Here is an 18,984-nt window from a genome sequence, read left to right as displayed (position 1 = left end):
TGTAATGGTCTAATCATTCCGGACACTTTGTTAGAGATATAATGAGCAACACTAACGAGGTGAGAATGCGAAAAAAATCATTTACTCATGAGTTTAAACAGGAGTGCGTCAATCTGGTTCTTCAGCATAAGTATCCGGTGACCCAGGCTGCTGAAACAATGAATATTGGCCTTTCAACCTTACAACGCTGGCTAAGGCAGTATCGCGGAGAGATCCGCGGAAACACACCGATAGCCAGTGCTATAACACCGGAACAACGGCGAATACAAGAACTTGAAAAGCAGGTACGGCAGTTGCAGAGCGACAATGACCTGTTAAAAAAGGCTTCGGCCTTCTTCGCCATGGAAATGAACAACGACAAAAAGTCGCGGTGAAACTGAAGAAGGTCGGTGCAAATATCCAACAGGTATGCCGCTGTTTATCGCTCACGCGCAGCGTGTTTTATGCCCGTAGTCGTCGGCTAATGATCAAGCCCGATGTTCTGATGTTGCACGCGGCGGCTAAGCATGTTCATGCTGAAATGGATGCCACATATGGCAGCCGGCGCATGTGCATCGAGTTACGGGAACAAGGTTTTAACGTGGGCAGATACCGCGTTCGGCAGATAATGAAAAACTTATTACTGGTAGCTAAACGGCCTGGGCGTCATCGCTATCCACGCGGTGGAAAACCCGCTGTCGTGGCCGCTAATCTGTTGAACCGGCAGTTTAATCCAGAGACATTGAATACCTGGTGGTCAGGTGATATTACCTATTTGCGTACCGCTCAGGGCTGGTTATATCTGGCTATCGTGATGGACTTATGTTCAAGAAAAATAGTGAGTTGGGCCTTCTCAGACAAACCGGACAGCGACTTGACTGTCCGGGCCTTAAGGCTGGCCGTAAATAAACGACGACCCACAGGGTCAGTGGTGTTCCATAGCGATCAAGGGGCGCAATATACCAGTACTCAGTTCCAATCCTGCCAGCAGGAACTTGCTGTGACGGGAAGCATGAGCCGTAAGGGTAACTGCCTGGATAATGCGGTTACGGAGAGGTTTTTCCGCAGTCTGAAAGCAGAGAGAGTTAACTATCGTCGTTATGAAACCCGAAGTCAGGGTATCGCTGATGTTATCGATTATATTGACAGTTTTTATAATCTGAAAAGGCGGCATTATCGGCTGGGAAATATCTCGCCGGATGAATACGAACGACGACTACAACAATGTGCCTAAATCGGTGTCCGGTTTTACTTGACCATTACAGGCTGACAGGCCAGCCCTAAGTAAAATAGGTTTACTCCGCAGGCTGCGAGCGGGTTAGATAAGTCTCAACTACGCCGTTTTGCCTGGCGACATAGTCCTCTCTCGTCGGGGTATAGACATCGATAACCTCTGAGGCTTCCAGTGCTTCTGCGTAGTGAATCGCCCAAGATGGGATGATGAAGGTATCGCCGGCATGCAAGTAAATGGTGCGTTCATCAACAGTCAAACGCAATGAACCTTTAAGGATTGTGGTGGCCGTTTCATGCACATGCTTATGCTCCGGGATCTTGGCCCCCGTTTTGAATTGCCAGAAAGCTATTGTAAAATTCGTACCATGTATGAATTTCGCTTGGATATTACTTTCTGACCCTTTTGGGCGATGTAGGTCCATGTCATAGGCGATCATTTCTTTGTTCAGATATAGACTCATAATGTAATATTCTCTGAGAGATACTCGTTAATCAGCATAATTAATTTATGCCAATTGCCTTATTTTCGCGTGAATGGAAAAACCCATTGGAACTGGGCCGAAGTCTGTCAAAATATTTAGCTGGCATTGCTGCGCGGCAAGTAGAGTAGTAATACAACCATCGACAACACCAGCAGCACATTGCTGGGCTGCCTCACTATTTGAATTAAATAACTCAATGAAAATGCTATTATCTATGCCGTTTATTTGAAGAATTAAATCCTGTGGAGCCGGATGAGAACCAACACTTTTTAACTTATTTACATTATCGTACCGACTGGCGAGTAGCATATTGTGTGTGTCCATAACAAAACAATCAACTAGTCTCAGTCGTTGTATGTTTTTGAAAACAAGATGATGTAAATAGGGATAAACAATACATCCTAATAAAACATCATCATTCTCTTCCTGTTCCATATACTTAACGGCAGACTCTAATGTTTTATGTAGTTTCACTTCACCTTTTTGATTATTTTTTATCAACCAGGTATGTGCAGCTTTTTCACAATTAGTCCCAGCCGGTCCTAATGTATGTACCGTTATCATGATTAGCCTCGATGAATAAAAAAGTTAAATACGACCAGTAAGATTAATTAATTCAGGTAGTCGCTCTCCGGCCCTTATTTTTTTCAGCATAATATTTTCTGTGTTATCAATGGCAAGCGCCTTTTGTATCACCTGAGCTGTCGCTGATACGGGTATGACAGCAATGCCATTGGTATCAACCACAATCAAGTCACCGCTATGAACAGTGACATGTTCGAGAAGGCAGTGGGTACCGGTTTCCGCTACCATATAGGCTCCTTGGGTATCTGTAGGTATTGGATTGCTTGCCAGCACGGGTATATTCAGTGCGTTGAGTTCTCGCATATCGCGAACAGCACCGCCCAAAATGACACCAGCAAACCCTATTTTTTCAAAGTAAGTACAGCTCATCCCTCCTGCTAATGCTGCCTCTGTGATCAGCGGGCCTCCTCCAGCGACATAAACCAAGCCATCAGCCCGTTTCAGTTCCGGTACTAAAAATGCCCCGACTAGCTCCCAGGTTGATGGTTGGCACTGCTGAATATCGCCTCCTTTACGCATCATTTTCCAGCTAACAGTATAAGCTTGAGCTACAAGGTATGGTTCATCGCAATTAATAGGTTTAATTTTTGATGTTAATACGCTACCTGTGCCCAACTCATCGAGAATATCTACCACCGTAGAGGTACTTATTTTTTTGTCTCGAAATGCTGACAAAACATTAGGTGATAATATTTCAAAGATCATTTAGACCTCCTCCCATTAAATTATCGTAAATGACATGGCTAACTCACCATTACACAAGGATGAAATTATTAATGTTGATAACGACTTTTAGCGATATTAAATAAAACAATGAAACCATTTTAAGATGTTGGCGCTTAAATTATGGTAACTAATAGATAGGATGGTTTTTAAAAAATATCAACATTGATTAGCGTGAAAATAAATTTCATTGCTAATGAATTTGTCTGTTTTTAAATAAATAAATAAAATTTAAATTAATTCTTTATAAACATTCATTTTAAATAACTGATGGTTAGTGAAATTAACTTGGTGAAGCATATTATTATAATCATGAAATAAAATTATTTTTTTTGTGCGTTATGATGAAGGTTAACTCTGAGTTCACTCTGTACCTTCATAAAACGACTGTTTTTGGAACTCACATTTATCCGTGTCTTTATCAGTCTTGAACCCGAAAATTAGGGTTATACAGGGAAAATATTCAATGTGTTGCCCATAGTGTAAAATTTTCACTTTTCGATGCGTGGATCCGTGATACTGCCCGAGTGTTACATGTCAGTATCAATGTAGCCGTGCGCACGCTAAAAGCATCCCGATGCGGAGTGTAACAACGCTCTCCCTGGACAACCTGTAAATTCAACTGATTTGTGACGTTGATGAAATAGGGGGCGTTTATAGACAACAAGAAACGCCAGCGCGGGTTGTGATACAGGTGGGAGCCCCGGCTGAATCGTGAAATTTTGGGATATTCAACGTTACTAGAAATGCACGATAGGAGCATCAACATTACTTCAATTTATTAAACTTTTGTATTAGTCAATGCGTTGACTTATCGGCCAGTTATATTTATTTTGTTAATTCTTGAGTGACTCACGGAAATAATTACATTTCCATCTGAATGCTATTCAACGATGAAATTGTCTTGTTTCAGATCTCATTCATAGAAAGTTTTTATAGGTTAAACCTTATTATGCTAAATATAGAATAACGGGGGGAGGCGGAGCTATTGCTTCTTTTAAGGGAGGATCGATGCCAGTTGGATCAGGGTTAGTATTAACATTGGATAATCCAGAGCGACCACCGGGTAGAGATGAACTGGTTATAAAAGGAATTCCTGTGATATCTGGTGATATTACGTTTAGAGTAAACGGTGCCTTGTTTAGTCGTGCGGATAAAGGTTATTTTGGTAAAGAGTATAAATTAAAAATAGCCGAATGATATTAATGTGTTATACCCGTAATCATTGAAGACACTCGATTTTACGTCGCATGGAGATTGGGCGGTGGTTCGGGGGTTTACTTTCAGCCGAACGCCCCTGAACAGGTATGCAGGTTTTTTCAGCAGTTTGGCCGTGAAACCGGTTACACAGACCAAGTGGGCCTAGACTTTATCGCAGACAGTGACGGTCATTTCCATGTGTTGGAATGCAATCAGGAAGGCGGCAAGCGAGATACAAATCGTCGGGAACCGATTTAGCAGTATTTATGCTAGTCCGCAGTATGAGCCTCAAGGAGGAAGCTCATTAACCCGATGAGTTGACGCCATTTCTGAAGACATTTGGCGTTGTTCTTCCTCCCAGGAAAATGATCCTGAAGTGGCGTCGGCGGTCGACACTATGTTTTCTGACAGAACCTTAACGGGAACGAACCCTTTACTCCCCTAAACAGCGGCGAATAGCATCATGTTGCGAAATCGAAAATCCAGAGTGTGACACATTCTGTACTGAACAAATTAGCCAGGGTAGATTGCGTGGTTTGTATTTCACTACCCACTCTCCATTGGTATCCACTCGGTATCTCAAGGCACTGAAACGGGGTGCTAACCCCCCTCGAATATCAATCACTTCTAGGTTGACCCCCTTACTGAGGGTCGGACTGAGCTGTAATTCCTTATTGATCTTGTTCACTATCTCAAGCTGCTTTTCACTGTTCGAATCAATAAATAGCAATGCCTGACTAGGTTGTGTGAGGCCGATGGCAGGCACTCCCATCAACAACAGCGCGATCAGTTGCTTAAACCTACTCATATTGCTTCTCCTGGTAGCAGGCCATAAGTTGGATAGGACCGAGCAGCCTGCCAGCACATGCATTACAGCGCTTTGGCTGTCGGGCCGACCGCAATGATTGTGGGTGCGGTGGGAACAAAAGAGGCTGAGGTGGTTTTCGCACTGTTCATGGCCATGGCTTTATCACTACTGCCGCCGGGGGAGTAAGGCTGGATAGAAACATCCGCCAGTGCTTCGACCAGCGCATCTGGATACGGTGCCATGCTCTCCATTTCAATAATTTCTTTGGCGTAGCGATAATCACCACTTTTTAATAATGCGAATACCAAGTTGTGGGTCAAGTTTTGCTCTTTATAACCGCGTAAATAGAGTGGCAGTAGATAGCGAACAGCTGATTCATATCTCTGCGAGAAAATTTCAACCATAGCGAGATTGTTATTAATGATCTCATCTTTGACATACAAATTTCTTGCCATTTCAAAGGCGCGAGTGGCCTCCACTAACTGACCATTTTCTGCCAGAATAATACCTTTAATATTGTAACTTTCTCCTGATTTTGGATTTTTATTTATCGCCATATTGATAAAGTTAATGGCTGATTTATATTGACGCTGCGCTGATAGATTTTTAGCCTGCAATAGATAAACGTGTTCATCGGGAGATTTTTGCAACAGTACTGACAGGTAATGTAATGAAGAATTATAGTCATTAACCTGATAGTAATACTCAGCTAGTTTAAATCGAGTGTTCTGATCCTCACCATTCTTAAGTCGTTCTTTATAGACTTCAATCAGTCCACTATAATTTTTTGACTGCTGCAAAACATACTCTTTTTCGGCACTATCTTTCGATTGATAATCACTGTTACCGGAAAATTTATATGATGTAGAATATGATTGACATGCTGCCAGTAAAAAAACAGATGAGAGTAATACGATACGTGTAAAAATAAACATAATTTACCCCTGAGACATAACACGCATAACGCCCGGTGCAGCAATAATAATAACCACCGGGAACATAAAGAAGAGAACGAGTGGAATACTCATTTTCGCGGAAAGTTTACCAATGATTTCTTCTGTTTTTAGTAGCTGTAATTCCCGCATTTCGGAAGAAAGCTCCATCAAATACTCGTAAATTGAGGACCCATAGCGCAGGCTTTGCTGCAAGGTGACACACAACATGCTGACTTCACGACTGGGTAACTCTTTTTGTAAGTTCGTCAGCCCAGCTTCCAGACCATTGACCTCAATTTTTTTTACTAAGCGATCGAGGAACGGGACAAAGTTATCGTTAATATCTCCGACATTCTCAGCTAAGAATTTTAATGAACTTTCGATGGTTAAACCGGATTGTACGCAGATAGCCAATAGATCAACAAACAGTGGCATATCACGTTCGATTTTGGCTATCCTGCTATTAACGATGTATTTACGGGCGATCCCAGGGATAATAATCACTGCAATAATAATGATTAAACAGGAGATCATTAGGTCTTTGCTAGTGAGATCTAACTTCAAATATTCATCTGCCATCATGACCATACCAATTAAAAACATGGCGAACAGAACTTTGCCCAGGCCTTTTTCATCAAAAATACGAACCAGAAATAAGAACCGATTACCTGATGCGATTATTTTTTCCGTTCGTGTATTAACTTCACTGTAACTCTCTACTACACCTTCACCCTCATTTTTTGACGAAATAATAATTTTACTCCTGGCTCTTGATAACTGATTGTTTTTAATTAGTTGGAAAAAAAACACACCCAAACCAAATAACAAAAGAAAACCAAAAGATATCATCATGATTATATTTTCCTCATTAAAAATAGCACAATCATCATGCCAATAAACTCGCTACTGAGAAAATAGTAGAGGATCTTGATGCCCTCAGGGTCATTCATAATAAAGTTATAATTTATTGGACTTAAAAATTGCAAACTGAACAGAAAAATAAAAGGAATAATTGCAGTGATTTTAGAGGACATCCGTGCTTCTGCGGTCATGGCTAATTTCTTATTTTCCATCGCGCGGGCATTAGCAACGGTTTTACCTAAACGTAATAAGACTTCACGAAGTTTTGCGCCACTTTTCATATTGACCAAGATAGCAACAGTAAAAAAGTAATACTCTTTATAGGGCAGGCGTCGATAGGAGGATTTAAATATTCTTTCAGGGGATTCACCCACATTCAGACGGCGGCTGACTCGCCCCAGCTCTTCTCCTAATGGCTCAGGCATAATCAATGCGCAATCGGCTAATGCCTGCACAATGCTATTACCTGAACTGATTGCACCATTAATAACTGACAGTGCTTCTGGGAATACCTGCTGGAAAGATTTGCGTAAAATACTTTTCTCGACTTTATCGACCACTAACAGCCCGATGAGTAGACTCACAGGGATTACGACTACAATTCTCTGATGAAAAACATAGTGATTTAAAGCCAGACAGATGGCTATTGTGGCTAGCATCAATAGCATATTACGACCCAATACTCGGCTCTGGCGATGGCGGAATAAATCGATGTAATTGAGCAGAAAACCGCGTGCACCCAGTACAAACTGTCGCCGACGTGGCTGTTGAGGACCACTTTTAAGCATGGTTTTAATCATGCTATTTGCTTCGTTAATTGAAGTGCTTTTTTGCATTGCTTGCCAACGTTTACCAATCAGATAAAGCATCAACACGCCAAAACACATAATTAATACATAAAGCTTGGTCATTATGTCCCCTCAAAAATCACTTTGAGCACATGTTCCAGATTCATCAGACGGGCATGAGTGTATAACGCAGAGCGTTGGGAAAGACCGTAGCAGACAAATTTTCCGACAATATTCCCTTGTTGATCTCGGTTGTTGTCTGTCACAAAACGGAAGATATCCTGAATTACCACCATTTCGCCTTCAACACCCATCACTTCAGAAACTGCCATTATCTTTCTACTGCCGTCATTCATACGAGAGACTTGGATAATCATGTTAACTGCGGAGGCTATATTTCTGCGAATAACCTCTACAGGCAGATTTAATCCAGCCATCATCACCATATTTTCTAGGCGAGCAATGGCATCGCGTGGTGTATTGGCATGCAAGGTTGTCATGGAACCATCATGGCCAGTATTCATGGCCTGCAACATTTCAAATGTTTCTTCGCCACGACACTCACCAATAATTATCCGATCAGGCCGCATACGTAAGGCGTTAATGACCAGATTACGCATAGTCACTTTGCCAGTATTTTCGATACTGGCCATTTTGGTTTCCAGCCGAACCACATGTGGCTGTAATAGCTTTAATTCAGCGGCATCTTCCAGTGTAATAATGCGTTCATCTGACGATATATGCTGGGAGAGGGCGTTCATCAATGTTGTTTTACCGGACCCAGTGCCTCCGGAAATCACAATATTTATCCGGCACTTCGCGGCCACAATTAACAGATTAGCCAGTTTTTCATCTAATGTGCCATAGTTAATCAAGTCTTTGAATGTTTTAGATATCTTACTAAACTTACGAATTGAAATAACTGTGCCGTCTAATGCAATCGGATTGATCACCACATTTAAGCGGCTGCCGTCATGCAGGCGGGCATCCACCAACGGCTGTGATTCATCAATACGGCGCCCTACTTTGGCGACTAAACGCTTAGCGATATCCGTCAGTTGATCATTATCTAAAAATGATAATTTGGTTTTTTCTAACTTACCCCGGCGCTCGACAAAAATATTATCCGGGCCATTAACTAAAATATCGTTAACCGTTTCATCTTCCAGTAATTCACGCATAGGACCAAAACCGAGAATCTCATCGGTTATCGCATGGCTGAGCCTTTCGATATCTTCTTTTGATAGATAGCGATTCGTTGCCTGGCTAATCTTTTGGACGATAGCGATAATTTCCCGTAATAACGCTAGCCGATTAGTGATCAGAGTATCTATTCGGTCGACATCTATCGTATCCAATACCTGTTGGCGGATAATACGTTGTGTTTCTTTGAGTTCGTTACCACGCTCCATATGACCCTATCCCGCCTACTTTTTAAAATAACGTTGCATCAGACCAGACAGATTGTTGGTCAATTTGCGTGACATCAAATCTTTCCCTAAGACTTTTTGCATTAAAATAGTTAATGCCTCTGATGGTTTCCCTTTTAATATTAATGGCTTAGATGGGTCGTTCGGTGGCCGCTGGTAGATGATCTGCGTCGATATCTCATTGTTAAGTAGGGTGGTTAAATCACCGAGGGACAGCATTGCCCCACCTGCGGGTTTAGTTTGATTGAGGCAGGTAAACTCGCGTTTGACACCATCACCGACTGTTTGTAAAAAGCGGTTTACCTCTTGCGCTAATTTTGCCACCCGCAAAGAGGCCAAGTCATGGCTGATAATAAAAATAACGCAGTCAGAGAAGTTTAAAATATGCTCTATCTTTTCTTTCTCAATATTAAATACGGGATAATCGAAGATGGAAAAATTATAACGTTCCAATAACGGGTCAGTGAAATTTGATGTTATTTCACCTCCATTTCGCTTAATTGAAAGATAGTCTGTCACTTCGGTGACATCATTCTCTAATATGTGGTCAGAAATAATATCTATATCCTGAGAACCACCATGACCTTGTACCAGCAATACTGGAACACGGTTATTGGCTGCAATACGTTGTGCCAGATGATAACTAATCGTGGATGTGCCAATTCCACCTTTACAGCCCAAAATGCTGATTTTAATGGCAGAACGTTTGTTGTTAAACTCATGACGAGTACTTTTTACGCGAGCCACGATATCTGTCAGTTGCGAAGGATAGTGAAGATAATTAATCCCTGCCTGTACAAATTGTTGTGACAGGATGATTGAATCACTGTCACCTACCACCAAGCAACTGGCAGTGTTGACTAAAATCGTATTGATTTTATTGGTTATTTCATGTGTGTTAGTCGCATCTTCAATATCAATAATGATAGTGTGAGTTGTTGGTGATAAATTTAAAGACTCAATAGTAAGAAAATTATTGGTGACCCTCTGGATATTAGTGACATTCTTCAATACCAACTGGCTGCTCACTTCATTCATCCATGAAGAACGTGCCGAAATAATAACGACAGTGTTTTTTTCTGCAGATGTCTCCGATTTGTCTTTATTGGAGAATAATAGCATTCTGAAATACCTATTAATTATAATAAATATAGAGGGTTACTTTCTATTTATAATGCTTAAATTACGTAGATTTTCAATACTACAGCCCACTTTATCCCTATCACGGTATTTGTAATCTTGCCGATGGTAGTTACAGGTATATTGTGGGACGCGATATTGTTCTAACGATACGGTAACCAACCCACGTTTTTGTCTATCAAACCCGGTAGATTCTGATTGTATATGGATAGATGCCGGCGAAACATTTGCAGAGACGAGTTGGGCCCGAATATCGTAAGCCAAATTGCGAAAAGCAGGTTGGTAGCCATTAATCAATATCACTGCATCGCTCAGTTTCCGGTAACTTTGCAATATTTCGCCCACCAAAATTTCTCTATCGATAACCGTATTAGCGTAAAGGATGTGGTCAGAAACCCGGCTCATTAGCTGTGATGAGTTTTCTAATGGTGCGGACAATGTTCTTACGGGGAAACTCAATATCCCCAATCCTAAAATCAAGGTATTCGTGACTAACCATCGGTTAAGTTTCATTGTGCAAAACCTCCCTTATCAAGAAACTCCGTTACTTGCTTGCGGGATTTTGACTCGCGTATTGCACTAATATTAAAGAAGCGTTCGGCGAGGTTACTGCGTACAAAATTGGGCAGTGCCACTTTATTGAATGAAATGGGTTTAACCAGATTGACAGTGGCGACCACGACTAACTCAGTGCGCTCGCGCTCCGCTCCGGTGCGACGGAACAACGCGCCTAATATTGGAATATCGCTAATAAACGGAATACCTGAAAGTGATTCTTTCTCATTTTCATTTAATAAACCGCCCAGTACAAAGCTATCTCCATCACCGAGTTCAACCGTTGTTCTGGCTTTTCGCGAACGTAATTTAGGAATATTAAGGTCACCAAGGGCGTATTGCCCATCCAGACTACTGATCTCTTCACTCAGGTTAAGTTTTATTTTGTTATTACTTTCAACTTTGGCCGCAATCACTAGTTTCACCCCAAATTCCTTATAGGTTATGGTGGAACCCGCCATGGAGGTTGTCACAATAGGAATCTCACCGCCTACCAGAAAATCCGCAGTTTCTCCAGAAAGTACCGATAAATTTGGCTCGGCCAATATACGGGCTATAGAGTCGTTTTTTATAGCGTAAATTAGGCTGTTCAAGGAGTTAGCATCGAACCTGAATTTAGTCAGGCTAAATTGGCCTGCCCCCAATCCAGCATTACTCCAGTCGATCCCAACGTTATCCATAAATGTTTTCGTCACTTCGACAACCGTCAGTTTGACGTTGACCTGATTCGTTGCGGGTAATTTCAGGCGATTAATTAACCCTTCAAAGACAACTTTTTGCATAAAGTCGATTGGCTCATCGTTGTTACTTTCACCACCGATAGCACTGACTGAACCAGGCTTAATTTTTAGGTTGGTTTCTTTTCTTTTTAGTCCCAAAGCCTGACCTACGGTCATATAGATCCCTTCCCTGGCGTCTTCATCTGGCACGGTACCTGTTAATACATAACCTTCACCGTATTTTTTTATATCAATATCACTGCCGGGATACTCTTCAGTCATTTCATTTTTGATATTGCCCAGCAATGGATCGACGACAATGTTCATCGTCATCAAGGTTGTATTGTTTTCGCCGCCATAGATCTCCAGGCTGGCCCGGCCATTTTCTCGAGCAAATATCACGACTTGTTTTTCATCAATGACTTCATAGTCAGCAACGTCTGGATTGGAGATAAATACCGTATCAACTACTCCATTGACTTTTAAAGTACGGGCTTCACCTTTCTCCATATAAATATCTTGAGCAAAAGCAGTACCTGTTATTAATACCATTGTGGTAAAAACTGTCAGAATTCGCATCAGTAAACGCCTGAAAAACGACAGATTTAGCCAGTCGTTATTTGCCATAAATTATCCTTTTTTCCCTTTTAATTGACGAATGGCCTCTGGCAGAATTTCATCTGTAGAGTTTGCTTTATTCTTGGCAAAACTGGCTGGAAATAGAATGAAATCGCCGTAAGGATCAACGGTATACAGCCGTTTAATATCAAGGTCGCTTAATTCTACATACAGTTTTGTACCACTCTCTGGTTTGCTCTTGGCAGTGTTTTTATTTTCTGGCGGGGTGCCTTTAGTGATGACTTTATTGATATTGGAAACGACACCATTACTAGACCCTTGGTCCATGTACAGCAATTTTTTGGAGTTCAAAATAGGTAATAACTTAGTGCCATTAAAATTACCTATACGGCGGATTGCAGGCTCAGAACGTTGCAATATCTGGGTTTTATAGCCGGAAATAACCATGTTGTAGCGAAAGTAAATATCGATATATTCACCTGCTTTTACCGCGGCTAACTGTGAGGCTTGCTGTTCACTCAGATTAAATGAATAAATGCGATAACCTGGCGTGACCATCTGTGATAAATAGGCGACAGATCCAGGCATGGCTATCTGGTTGGTACGAATACGGCTATTGGTACTGATATCGGTTAATGTTACATAGCCGACCATAACTAACTGGCCCGCTTCTTGTTCTTCAGCTAACCAGTGGCCTGGGTCCAGTAAAATGGTTTCTATCTTTATGTCTTGTTCGGAAATAATAGAGCCTGCTTTTAGCTCGACTTTAGCAATAGCAAAGTTGACGGGAACCTGCTCGACTGTGGGTTTATTCTCTGTCTGAGATGATGAGTTTTCATTGTTACTCTCATTCTTGTTGCCAGAAAAAATAAAAATCCCCAGTCCACCGACTAAAATGAGCAGTACCGCCATGGCCATGATTATTTTTTGATTCACGTTACAAGCCCCGTATAATGTCTATCTTAAGTAATAAATAAATCATAAATAACAAACAGATAACTTCCTATTATCGCAACGCCGTAAGGTAAGCCGCGGGACTGCCGTTTTTCAAAACGCAGCCTTATAAACTCAATAATTGCCAAAATACTGCCCAATATCGACATGACCAACAGGTAGCCTAAAATAATTCCATCAGGGAATGTTAATGCCAGAACGGCGAGTAACTTTATATCGCCAGCACCTACGATATTGATCGTGACCAAGATAAATCCGATAGCCAACGTAATGAGTGCACAGGGGTAGTTAAAGGGTTTATCAAGAATAAACAGTGTACTGATAACTAAAATCAGCAATATTAAAATATCTTTGTTTTTAATTAGTCTGTATCGGATGTCGGTGTAACAGATGCGTGACAGAATACCGCACCAAATCAGCAGTACTCCATAATTCAGCCACATAAATTTCCTGATCATATTAAATATAAAATGTTAATATAAATACCTTGTAACACTCACTACTGGCCCTTTTATCGGCTAAAAGTGAGTGTTTCGTAAGGCTACCTACTATGGAGTAGGGAATGCACTAATAGACTTATCTAAACTCTCTTGAATCTTATCGAAGGCTAAAATGATTTTACCCAAGAAATTGTCACCACTTGTTCCATCGCCCAGAACAATATACAACATTGCAGAAACAGCTACTGCGATCATTGAGTATTCAATGGCAGTAACACCCTTTTCATTTGCCAGCATATCTTTCAGTTTTTCTTGACCTTTAACAGCCAGGTAAACAGACGTGTTTAATACCATGTTTGAGGCTTTAGTAAACATTATAAATCCTTTATAGATGAAATATATCAAAGATAACTTATAGGCGGTTAATCCTGCATATAAATTATGTAACTACTATATTTTTATTGTGATACTCATAGTAGAGCCAAAACTTTATATTTATCAATCACAGAATATTTAAGAATATAGGTACAGATTTTTATTTCCCAGCATGGACTTTACAATTAAACAACAAAGTTTATATTTTCGGTGGGCGATATCTACCGGCAAGTGATTGTTTTATTTTTTAATGTCACAAGTCGGCAGGATTTATCAAAATATTTTTTGTGTTGGTTATTGTTAATAAACTACTGGTCTTGTACTCTTTTCAGAAAATAATCATTAATCAGTTTTATTTCTTCTAATTCTAGAGATGCGAAAGGGTAAATAATTCGTTGCTCTAGCCAACTAAAACCAAAAGTATCAAAGATTGTGGGCATCGGAATTAAGCTGGGTGGCAGCGTATCATGATCAACTACAATCCCAGGTGGAATAAAAAATGAGAAGTAGATTGATCGGGGTGCTCCCCAGATTTGGGGATGATCAAAGGCTTTACGTAAGCCATCCGTAGCAAGCTGATACTTTTTTCGTCTTTTATGTGCCAGATTGGCAATATCACGGATCATTCTATTAGAGTGCAGATACCCTGATACTAAACGATAGGTGAGTAGCGAGTCTTCGCTACAGAGTATATTTTCTAGTTGGCTGATCTCAGGATACAGCTCTGCTGGCAGTATGCCGATACCTGCACTGTTTTCACTACCAAGGATTAATGCCATCGACGTAACATAAATATTTTTTTCGCTAGGATGGCTGATATGCATAGGATTGCTGGTCTTTTCTCCCAGATTCATCAGAGATAAAGAATCATCTTCAATTAACCAAACATTATTCTTCAGACACCAGTTTGATAGATAATCGCGCCGTTCTTTACTTAATACTGCGCCAGTCGGAAATTGATGTGCTGGTGTGAGATAAATGCAATCTGCTTTGAGATTTTCCAGGTTTTCTACCTGTATTCCATGTTGATCCACTGGAACCAAGACAATTTTAAATCCAAGTGAAGAGAAAATATCGTGCACCTTGTTGTAGCACGGATATTCCAGAATGATTGTTGGGTTGGGCGTTCTCTTCTTAATTGCGACTGCCACTGTTAACAAGAACGACACTACATTTTTGGTGACAATCGAGGTGTTATAGTTTGCTTTTAAGCGCCGCATTGAAAATAGTGTGTCAGCCATTAACTGTCGAATATCCAACAATTCATTAGGTTTATTTTTTCTCAACCTTATTTCCATGAAGAATTTTCTTACAAACACTTCCGGTATTCCTACATCCCTTGCATGATAAATCCTATTTTGCTGTATCTTATTTTCCTCTTTCTCTTCAAACATAATTTTAGTTGTTAATTTAGCGCTTTGATTATCATCGACAATAATGGATATAAAATAGCCACTTCGTTCTTTACTCTGAATAATTCCTAATTTTACTAATTTATCATAAGCACCGATTACTGAAGTTCTGGATATCAATAATGAATCACTCATTGCAGTAATTGAGGGCAAATGATCCCCGTATTTTAGTTCTCTTCTATTGGTTAACTCCATGATTCCTTTTACAATTTGATTTTGTATGTTATCTTTTTTATTAATTTTTAGTCGTAGCATGCTAAACCCTTGGAGTGTTTTTAAATACTGTAAATTAACGTAGCCTAGTAAAATGATTTATGAAGATAGCGGCGATATCTTGATTATCAAAATTAATACTTATAATAGTAATTAAATTAACTTTATTTTAACGTTACGATATTGCTTGCCACTTAGATTGATAGGTGTCTTTTTAACATAATAATCAATCAGCTCATTCGGTATCCCTTACGCGTCTTGTTTTCTAATAAAATTCTTTATGTAAACTAATCACAAATAAAATTCGCACAAGTGATCAGAGTCTATTTTTTTATAAGCACAGACCGTAAGTTGTTTAAAATAAAAGTTTTTTATGATTTTTTAAATTAATGCATATTAAATAAGATTATTATTATTGTAATTTTTTTTGCCTTGTCGTCTAATGCTATTAGATATCTTTAAACTTGAGTGTAAATGTGCATTAATTACGCGGTTCTCATCAGTATCTATTGTATTAAATATATCATCGTGGCCTTGTGCCCATTTTATCTGACTGATAACTTATGGAAAGTTATATGTATAGCAACAAGCTCATACTCACTATCAGGAAAAACATCAGATCTGATTCGGGCGCAATTTCTCTTGAGTTTGCATTATTGATAGGGCCTTTTTTACTGTTGATGTTTCTATTCCTCGAAATTTGCCGTGTGATTTTTATTTCTGCCGCTTTAGACCTTGCCGTGGCTGAATCTGGCAGAGAAGCCTCTTTCGACAGCAGTAGCTCAGTCAATTATCACACCAGCTTTATCCACAGTCTGGAGAGAAATAGCCAGTTATGGCCTTGGCTAGGGAGTTCCGATGCTATAACCATCGGCGATGTACTGTATTGCCGAACCGTTGATGAATTGGTTGCTAATAGTTGTCAAGCCTCGACGGCTGCAAGTGGCGCGAAATTGGCGGTTTACAGTATTAAATATCAGTACAACCCGGTGCTGACCCAACTGTTTTTCCTGTCTTCATTTAAAGACAGCTTACTGAGTCGCAAGGTTGTCTATGTCCAGCATTATGAATTGGCGTAACGCATCGTTAATAAACCTGTTCAAAGGCATTTTTATATCGGTTAAATCTGCTCATGGGGCGGTAGCCCTGGAAGCCTCAATGATATTTACTTTGCTGATTGTAATTATTTATTTTGTGCTGGATCTAGGCCAACTCAATCTTAATAGAGGCAAAGTTGAACGTACTGTGCATTCCGTTGCTTCTGTTATTCGCGAGCGAACTTATCTGTATGACGAAAGGAAACAGGTAATACCGGCTGAAGTGGATGATATAGCAAAAGTGGCGCTGAATTTGTTGGGTAGCACATTCCCTGGTAAAGCGGTAGCCGTGCGTCTTGAAACCTTTTATTTCACGACGAGCAGTGCGGGTGATCCGGTTGTCGACAACAGTTGGGTTGATGGCAAACCACTGACTTTGTCTTATGCCACTGATGATAGCTGCCTTTCCTCTGATGGTATCTTGTCGGATGTTGCAGCAGCAAAAATGACGTTTATCAGTGAGCGTACCCAATGGGGATGGGTTCCGATTTACCGCGTCACACTTTGTGTCGAACGTGCAGGTACCAGTACCTTTTTACCTTTCATCGGTTCATTGATCAGGATGCCCCCGAATATTGCTATTTCAAGCATCGTGATGCCACGTTAAGCCACAGAGATTTTCAGCCATGAGCCTCGCTAATATGATTAAAAAAACATTCCGTACAGTGGCTTGCGAAAAAGGCGCATTAACAGTGATGTATGCATTGTTGTTACCCTTGTTGGCCGCACTGCTTTCTCTCACACTTGATGGCAGTAATCTGTTAACCAAAAAGGCTCGGTTGGCAGATATTGTCACTGAGAGTTTGGTGAGTAGCAGTACTCACAGTTATAGCCAGCAAGTGCGCAGTACCAATGTGTTAAAGGCGAATCTGGCCTACCATTTTCCACAGGATACTGTCTTGACAAGTTGGGCCAAAGTGACAGTAACGGAAAGTCAGTCAGGGTATAAATATGATCAAATAGCGGCGGCGCGGCTTAACACAACGGCTTATCTGCCATTGGTGGTTTTTGGTTTTGACCAAAAGCAGGCTGTTGCTTACCAAAGCCCGGTATATAAACAGTCGACATCAAAGGGAGCTATCACTTTCAGTGATCAAACCGGATTGGTTGATACTGGTGTGGGGATTGATTCCAACGGTAAGCTCTGGGTATGGGGCTACCGCGACCATGGCTTACAAGGGAATGGGGCAAACGGTATATCAGGTAATGCTGATACCGCCAAACCAGCAATGGTAGTTATCCCTCCGGGACAATCCAATTCGACATTGCGGATCAGTAAGATAGCCGGTGGTATTTATCATCTGATTGCCTTGGATGAAAATGGTGATGTATGGAGCTGGGGGCAGGATCTGTATGGTGAAGCGGGGTCTACAGTGTGTAATGGTAGTAAGGTTTTATATAACCCAACGCCCTGCAAAGTACTGAGTGGTGTCGTGGATATTGCATCCGGCGAATACACTACATTGATGCAAAAAGCTGATGGTACCTTATGGTTTCTCGGCGAATGCCGTTATAACCAATGTGGCAATAATCGTTACGCAACCACGGCACCAGAAGCTGATTTAACTCGTACCATACCGACGCAGATTGTACTGGGTAATGAAAAAGTGACGTTGATTGGGGCTGCTTATGAAGGGAGTTTTGCCGTCACAGTCAATGGCAGTAACGAGTATTCAGTATGGGGATTTGGTGATAACGAAGGCTGTGGTTTAGGGTTTACTCAATATGTCCATAGTGGAACTGGCCCGATAGCCACACGTAATGATGTGCGGGGTGGTCAGTCAAAGTGCCACTATGGTTATCAGGACTATAGAGGTCTATCTGCCTTGCCACGGAAAATCAGTGGGCTGAAAAACTATGCCGATAAGATAGTGTATATAGCCGGTGGCAATGGTTGGGGCACAGCACTACTGGACGATGGTTCAGTGATTGGCTGGGGTACTCATTTCCACCTAGGGCAGAATTACCCTGGTTCTCAATATGAATCCGCAGCATTGACCAATTTAGAAGTCGCCCCGCCAATCGTTATTATGCAAAACATCAAAACGTTGCAATCTCGCTATATTGGGAATGCGGCGCTGACCCAAGATAATATGTTGTATACATGGGGGGGGCATCAGTTGTACCAAGTATACGGTTCCGGTGTGACATTCCGGGCTGCCGATGTGAAAGAGTTTGCGGTGGGTAAAGAGCATATGTTCTATACCAATATGGATGGGCAGACCTTTGGTGTTGGCTATCTTGGCGCGAGCGGAGATAAATTTCTGCTAGGTAACTTTACCCAGTATTTAACTCATCCGTTGAACGGTATGATCTATGGTTTGGGGGATGTTTATACGGTTAACTGGCCGGGTATTGAACTGGACTTTTCTAAGTATGGCATTGATCTTGGTAATAATGGTTATCCGGAACCCATGCCGTGAAAAGATCCATTCATAATTAACGGTTCTAATTGAATGGGCACCCCCATTCAAGC

Annotated in this window: 21 protein-coding genes and 1 pseudogene; 7 read left to right on the top strand and 15 right to left on the bottom strand. The window is 41.0% G+C overall.

The genetic code is table 11. The features are described from left to right. The first annotated feature begins 65 nt into the window (after positions 1-65). Both AC971_RS19755 and AC971_RS19750 read left to right on the top strand, forming a co-directional pair. Entirely contained in the window at positions 66-374 is a 309-nt protein-coding gene (locus AC971_RS19755; protein ID WP_019083256.1) for a transposase, read from the top strand. After that, positions 371-1,213, top strand: coding sequence for an IS3 family transposase (locus AC971_RS19750; RefSeq protein ID WP_144236047.1), 843 nt, complete (start codon positions 371-373; stop codon positions 1,211-1,213). Before AC971_RS19755 ends, AC971_RS19750 begins: the two co-directional genes overlap by 4 nt. Positions 1,214-1,274: 61 nt before the next feature. Here AC971_RS19750 and AC971_RS19745 read toward each other — a convergent pair whose 3' ends face one another. The 3 genes from AC971_RS19745 to AC971_RS19735 are packed head-to-tail and all read right to left on the bottom strand — an operon-like array spanning position 1,275 to position 2,984. Next, positions 1,275-1,673, bottom strand: coding sequence for a cupin domain-containing protein (locus AC971_RS19745; RefSeq protein ID WP_025381254.1), 399 nt, complete (start codon positions 1,671-1,673; stop codon positions 1,275-1,277). Positions 1,674-1,718: 45 nt separating this feature from the next. Then, entirely contained in the window at positions 1,719-2,258 is a 540-nt protein-coding gene (locus AC971_RS19740) for a prephenate dehydratase domain-containing protein (RefSeq protein WP_025381253.1), read from the bottom strand. 24 nt (positions 2,259-2,282) lie between these two features. Further along, on the bottom strand, positions 2,283-2,984 hold the full coding sequence (locus tag AC971_RS19735; protein WP_231573040.1) for an RraA family protein: 702 nt from the start codon (positions 2,982-2,984) through the stop codon (positions 2,283-2,285). Positions 2,985-3,463: 479 nt separating this feature from the next. On the opposite strand from AC971_RS19735, the gene AC971_RS25850 reads away from it, so the two are divergent. Continuing rightward, complete coding sequence (locus AC971_RS25850; protein WP_144236107.1) at positions 3,464-3,592, top strand: IS1-like element transposase; 129 nt, start codon at positions 3,464-3,466, stop codon at positions 3,590-3,592. Between the two features lie 352 nt (positions 3,593-3,944). Beyond that, a pseudogene (locus AC971_RS19730) lies at positions 3,945-4,202 on the top strand (hypothetical protein); the annotation flags it as partial. Between the two features lie 433 nt (positions 4,203-4,635). Here the strand turns inward: AC971_RS19730 and AC971_RS19720 are convergent. The 12 genes from AC971_RS19720 to AC971_RS19665 all read right to left on the bottom strand — a co-directional run bounded on the left by AC971_RS19720 (position 4,636) and on the right by AC971_RS19665 (position 15,453). Continuing rightward, the gene (locus tag AC971_RS19720) at positions 4,636-5,010 is read right to left on the bottom strand and encodes a hypothetical protein (protein WP_025381249.1); all 375 of its coding nucleotides are present in this window, start codon (positions 5,008-5,010) and stop codon (positions 4,636-4,638) included. A gap of 62 nt (positions 5,011-5,072) precedes the next feature. After that, the gene (locus tag AC971_RS19715) at positions 5,073-5,945 is read right to left on the bottom strand and encodes a tetratricopeptide repeat protein (protein WP_025381248.1); all 873 of its coding nucleotides are present in this window, start codon (positions 5,943-5,945) and stop codon (positions 5,073-5,075) included. 3 nt (positions 5,946-5,948) lie between these two features. Beyond that, the gene (locus AC971_RS19710; protein ID WP_025381247.1) at positions 5,949-6,797 is read right to left on the bottom strand and encodes a type II secretion system F family protein; all 849 of its coding nucleotides are present in this window, start codon (positions 6,795-6,797) and stop codon (positions 5,949-5,951) included. Between the two features lie 2 nt (positions 6,798-6,799). Then, on the bottom strand, positions 6,800-7,717 hold the full coding sequence (locus AC971_RS19705; protein WP_025381246.1) for a type II secretion system F family protein: 918 nt from the start codon (positions 7,715-7,717) through the stop codon (positions 6,800-6,802). Continuing rightward, complete coding sequence (locus AC971_RS19700; protein ID WP_025381245.1) at positions 7,717-9,006, bottom strand: TadA family conjugal transfer-associated ATPase; 1,290 nt, start codon at positions 9,004-9,006, stop codon at positions 7,717-7,719. Before AC971_RS19700 ends, AC971_RS19705 begins: the two co-directional genes overlap by 1 nt. A gap of 15 nt (positions 9,007-9,021) precedes the next feature. Then, the gene (locus AC971_RS19695; RefSeq protein WP_025381244.1) at positions 9,022-10,146 is read right to left on the bottom strand and encodes a CpaE/TadZ family protein; all 1,125 of its coding nucleotides are present in this window, start codon (positions 10,144-10,146) and stop codon (positions 9,022-9,024) included. A gap of 36 nt (positions 10,147-10,182) precedes the next feature. Further along, a complete protein-coding gene (locus AC971_RS19690) occupies positions 10,183-10,677 on the bottom strand; it encodes a hypothetical protein (protein ID WP_025381243.1) in 495 nt (164 codons plus the stop codon). Next, positions 10,674-12,065 (bottom strand): type II and III secretion system protein family protein, encoded by a 1,392-nt coding sequence (locus tag AC971_RS22290; RefSeq protein ID WP_025381242.1) that lies wholly within the window; start codon positions 12,063-12,065, stop codon positions 10,674-10,676. Before AC971_RS22290 ends, AC971_RS19690 begins: the two co-directional genes overlap by 4 nt. A gap of 3 nt (positions 12,066-12,068) precedes the next feature. After that, on the bottom strand, positions 12,069-12,953 hold the full coding sequence (locus tag AC971_RS19680; protein ID WP_025381241.1) for a hypothetical protein: 885 nt from the start codon (positions 12,951-12,953) through the stop codon (positions 12,069-12,071). A 26-nt stretch (positions 12,954-12,979) separates the two neighbouring features. Further along, complete coding sequence (locus AC971_RS19675) at positions 12,980-13,414, bottom strand: A24 family peptidase (RefSeq protein WP_048677825.1); 435 nt, start codon at positions 13,412-13,414, stop codon at positions 12,980-12,982. A gap of 105 nt (positions 13,415-13,519) precedes the next feature. Then, positions 13,520-13,786, bottom strand: coding sequence for a Flp family type IVb pilin (locus AC971_RS19670; protein ID WP_025381239.1), 267 nt, complete (start codon positions 13,784-13,786; stop codon positions 13,520-13,522). Between the two features lie 308 nt (positions 13,787-14,094). Beyond that, entirely contained in the window at positions 14,095-15,453 is a 1,359-nt protein-coding gene (locus tag AC971_RS19665) for an aminotransferase class I/II-fold pyridoxal phosphate-dependent enzyme (RefSeq protein WP_025381238.1), read from the bottom strand. A 533-nt stretch (positions 15,454-15,986) separates the two neighbouring features. Here AC971_RS19665 and AC971_RS19660 point away from each other — a divergent pair. The 3 genes from AC971_RS19660 to AC971_RS19650 are packed head-to-tail and all read left to right on the top strand — an operon-like array spanning position 15,987 to position 18,931. Then, positions 15,987-16,490, top strand: coding sequence for a TadE/TadG family type IV pilus assembly protein (locus AC971_RS19660; RefSeq protein WP_025381237.1), 504 nt, complete (start codon positions 15,987-15,989; stop codon positions 16,488-16,490). Beyond that, positions 16,465-17,115 (top strand): tight adherence pilus pseudopilin TadF, encoded by a 651-nt coding sequence (gene tadF, locus AC971_RS19655; RefSeq protein WP_025381236.1) that lies wholly within the window; start codon positions 16,465-16,467, stop codon positions 17,113-17,115. The genes AC971_RS19660 and tadF overlap by 26 nt, the downstream gene beginning before the upstream one ends. 34 nt (positions 17,116-17,149) lie before the next feature. After that, positions 17,150-18,931: an RCC1 domain-containing protein gene (locus AC971_RS19650; RefSeq protein ID WP_158499214.1), complete on the top strand. Its 1,782-nt coding sequence runs from the start codon at positions 17,150-17,152 to the stop codon at positions 18,929-18,931. Positions 18,932-18,984 lie beyond the last annotated feature (53 nt).

Origin of the sequence: Yersinia similis (assembly GCF_001053095.1) — a bacterium.
GTDB classification, from domain to species: domain Bacteria; phylum Pseudomonadota; class Gammaproteobacteria; order Enterobacterales; family Enterobacteriaceae; genus Yersinia; species Yersinia similis.
The sequence above is the reverse complement of the archived record's forward strand: the minus strand, read 5'-3'. Positions and strand labels throughout refer to the sequence as shown.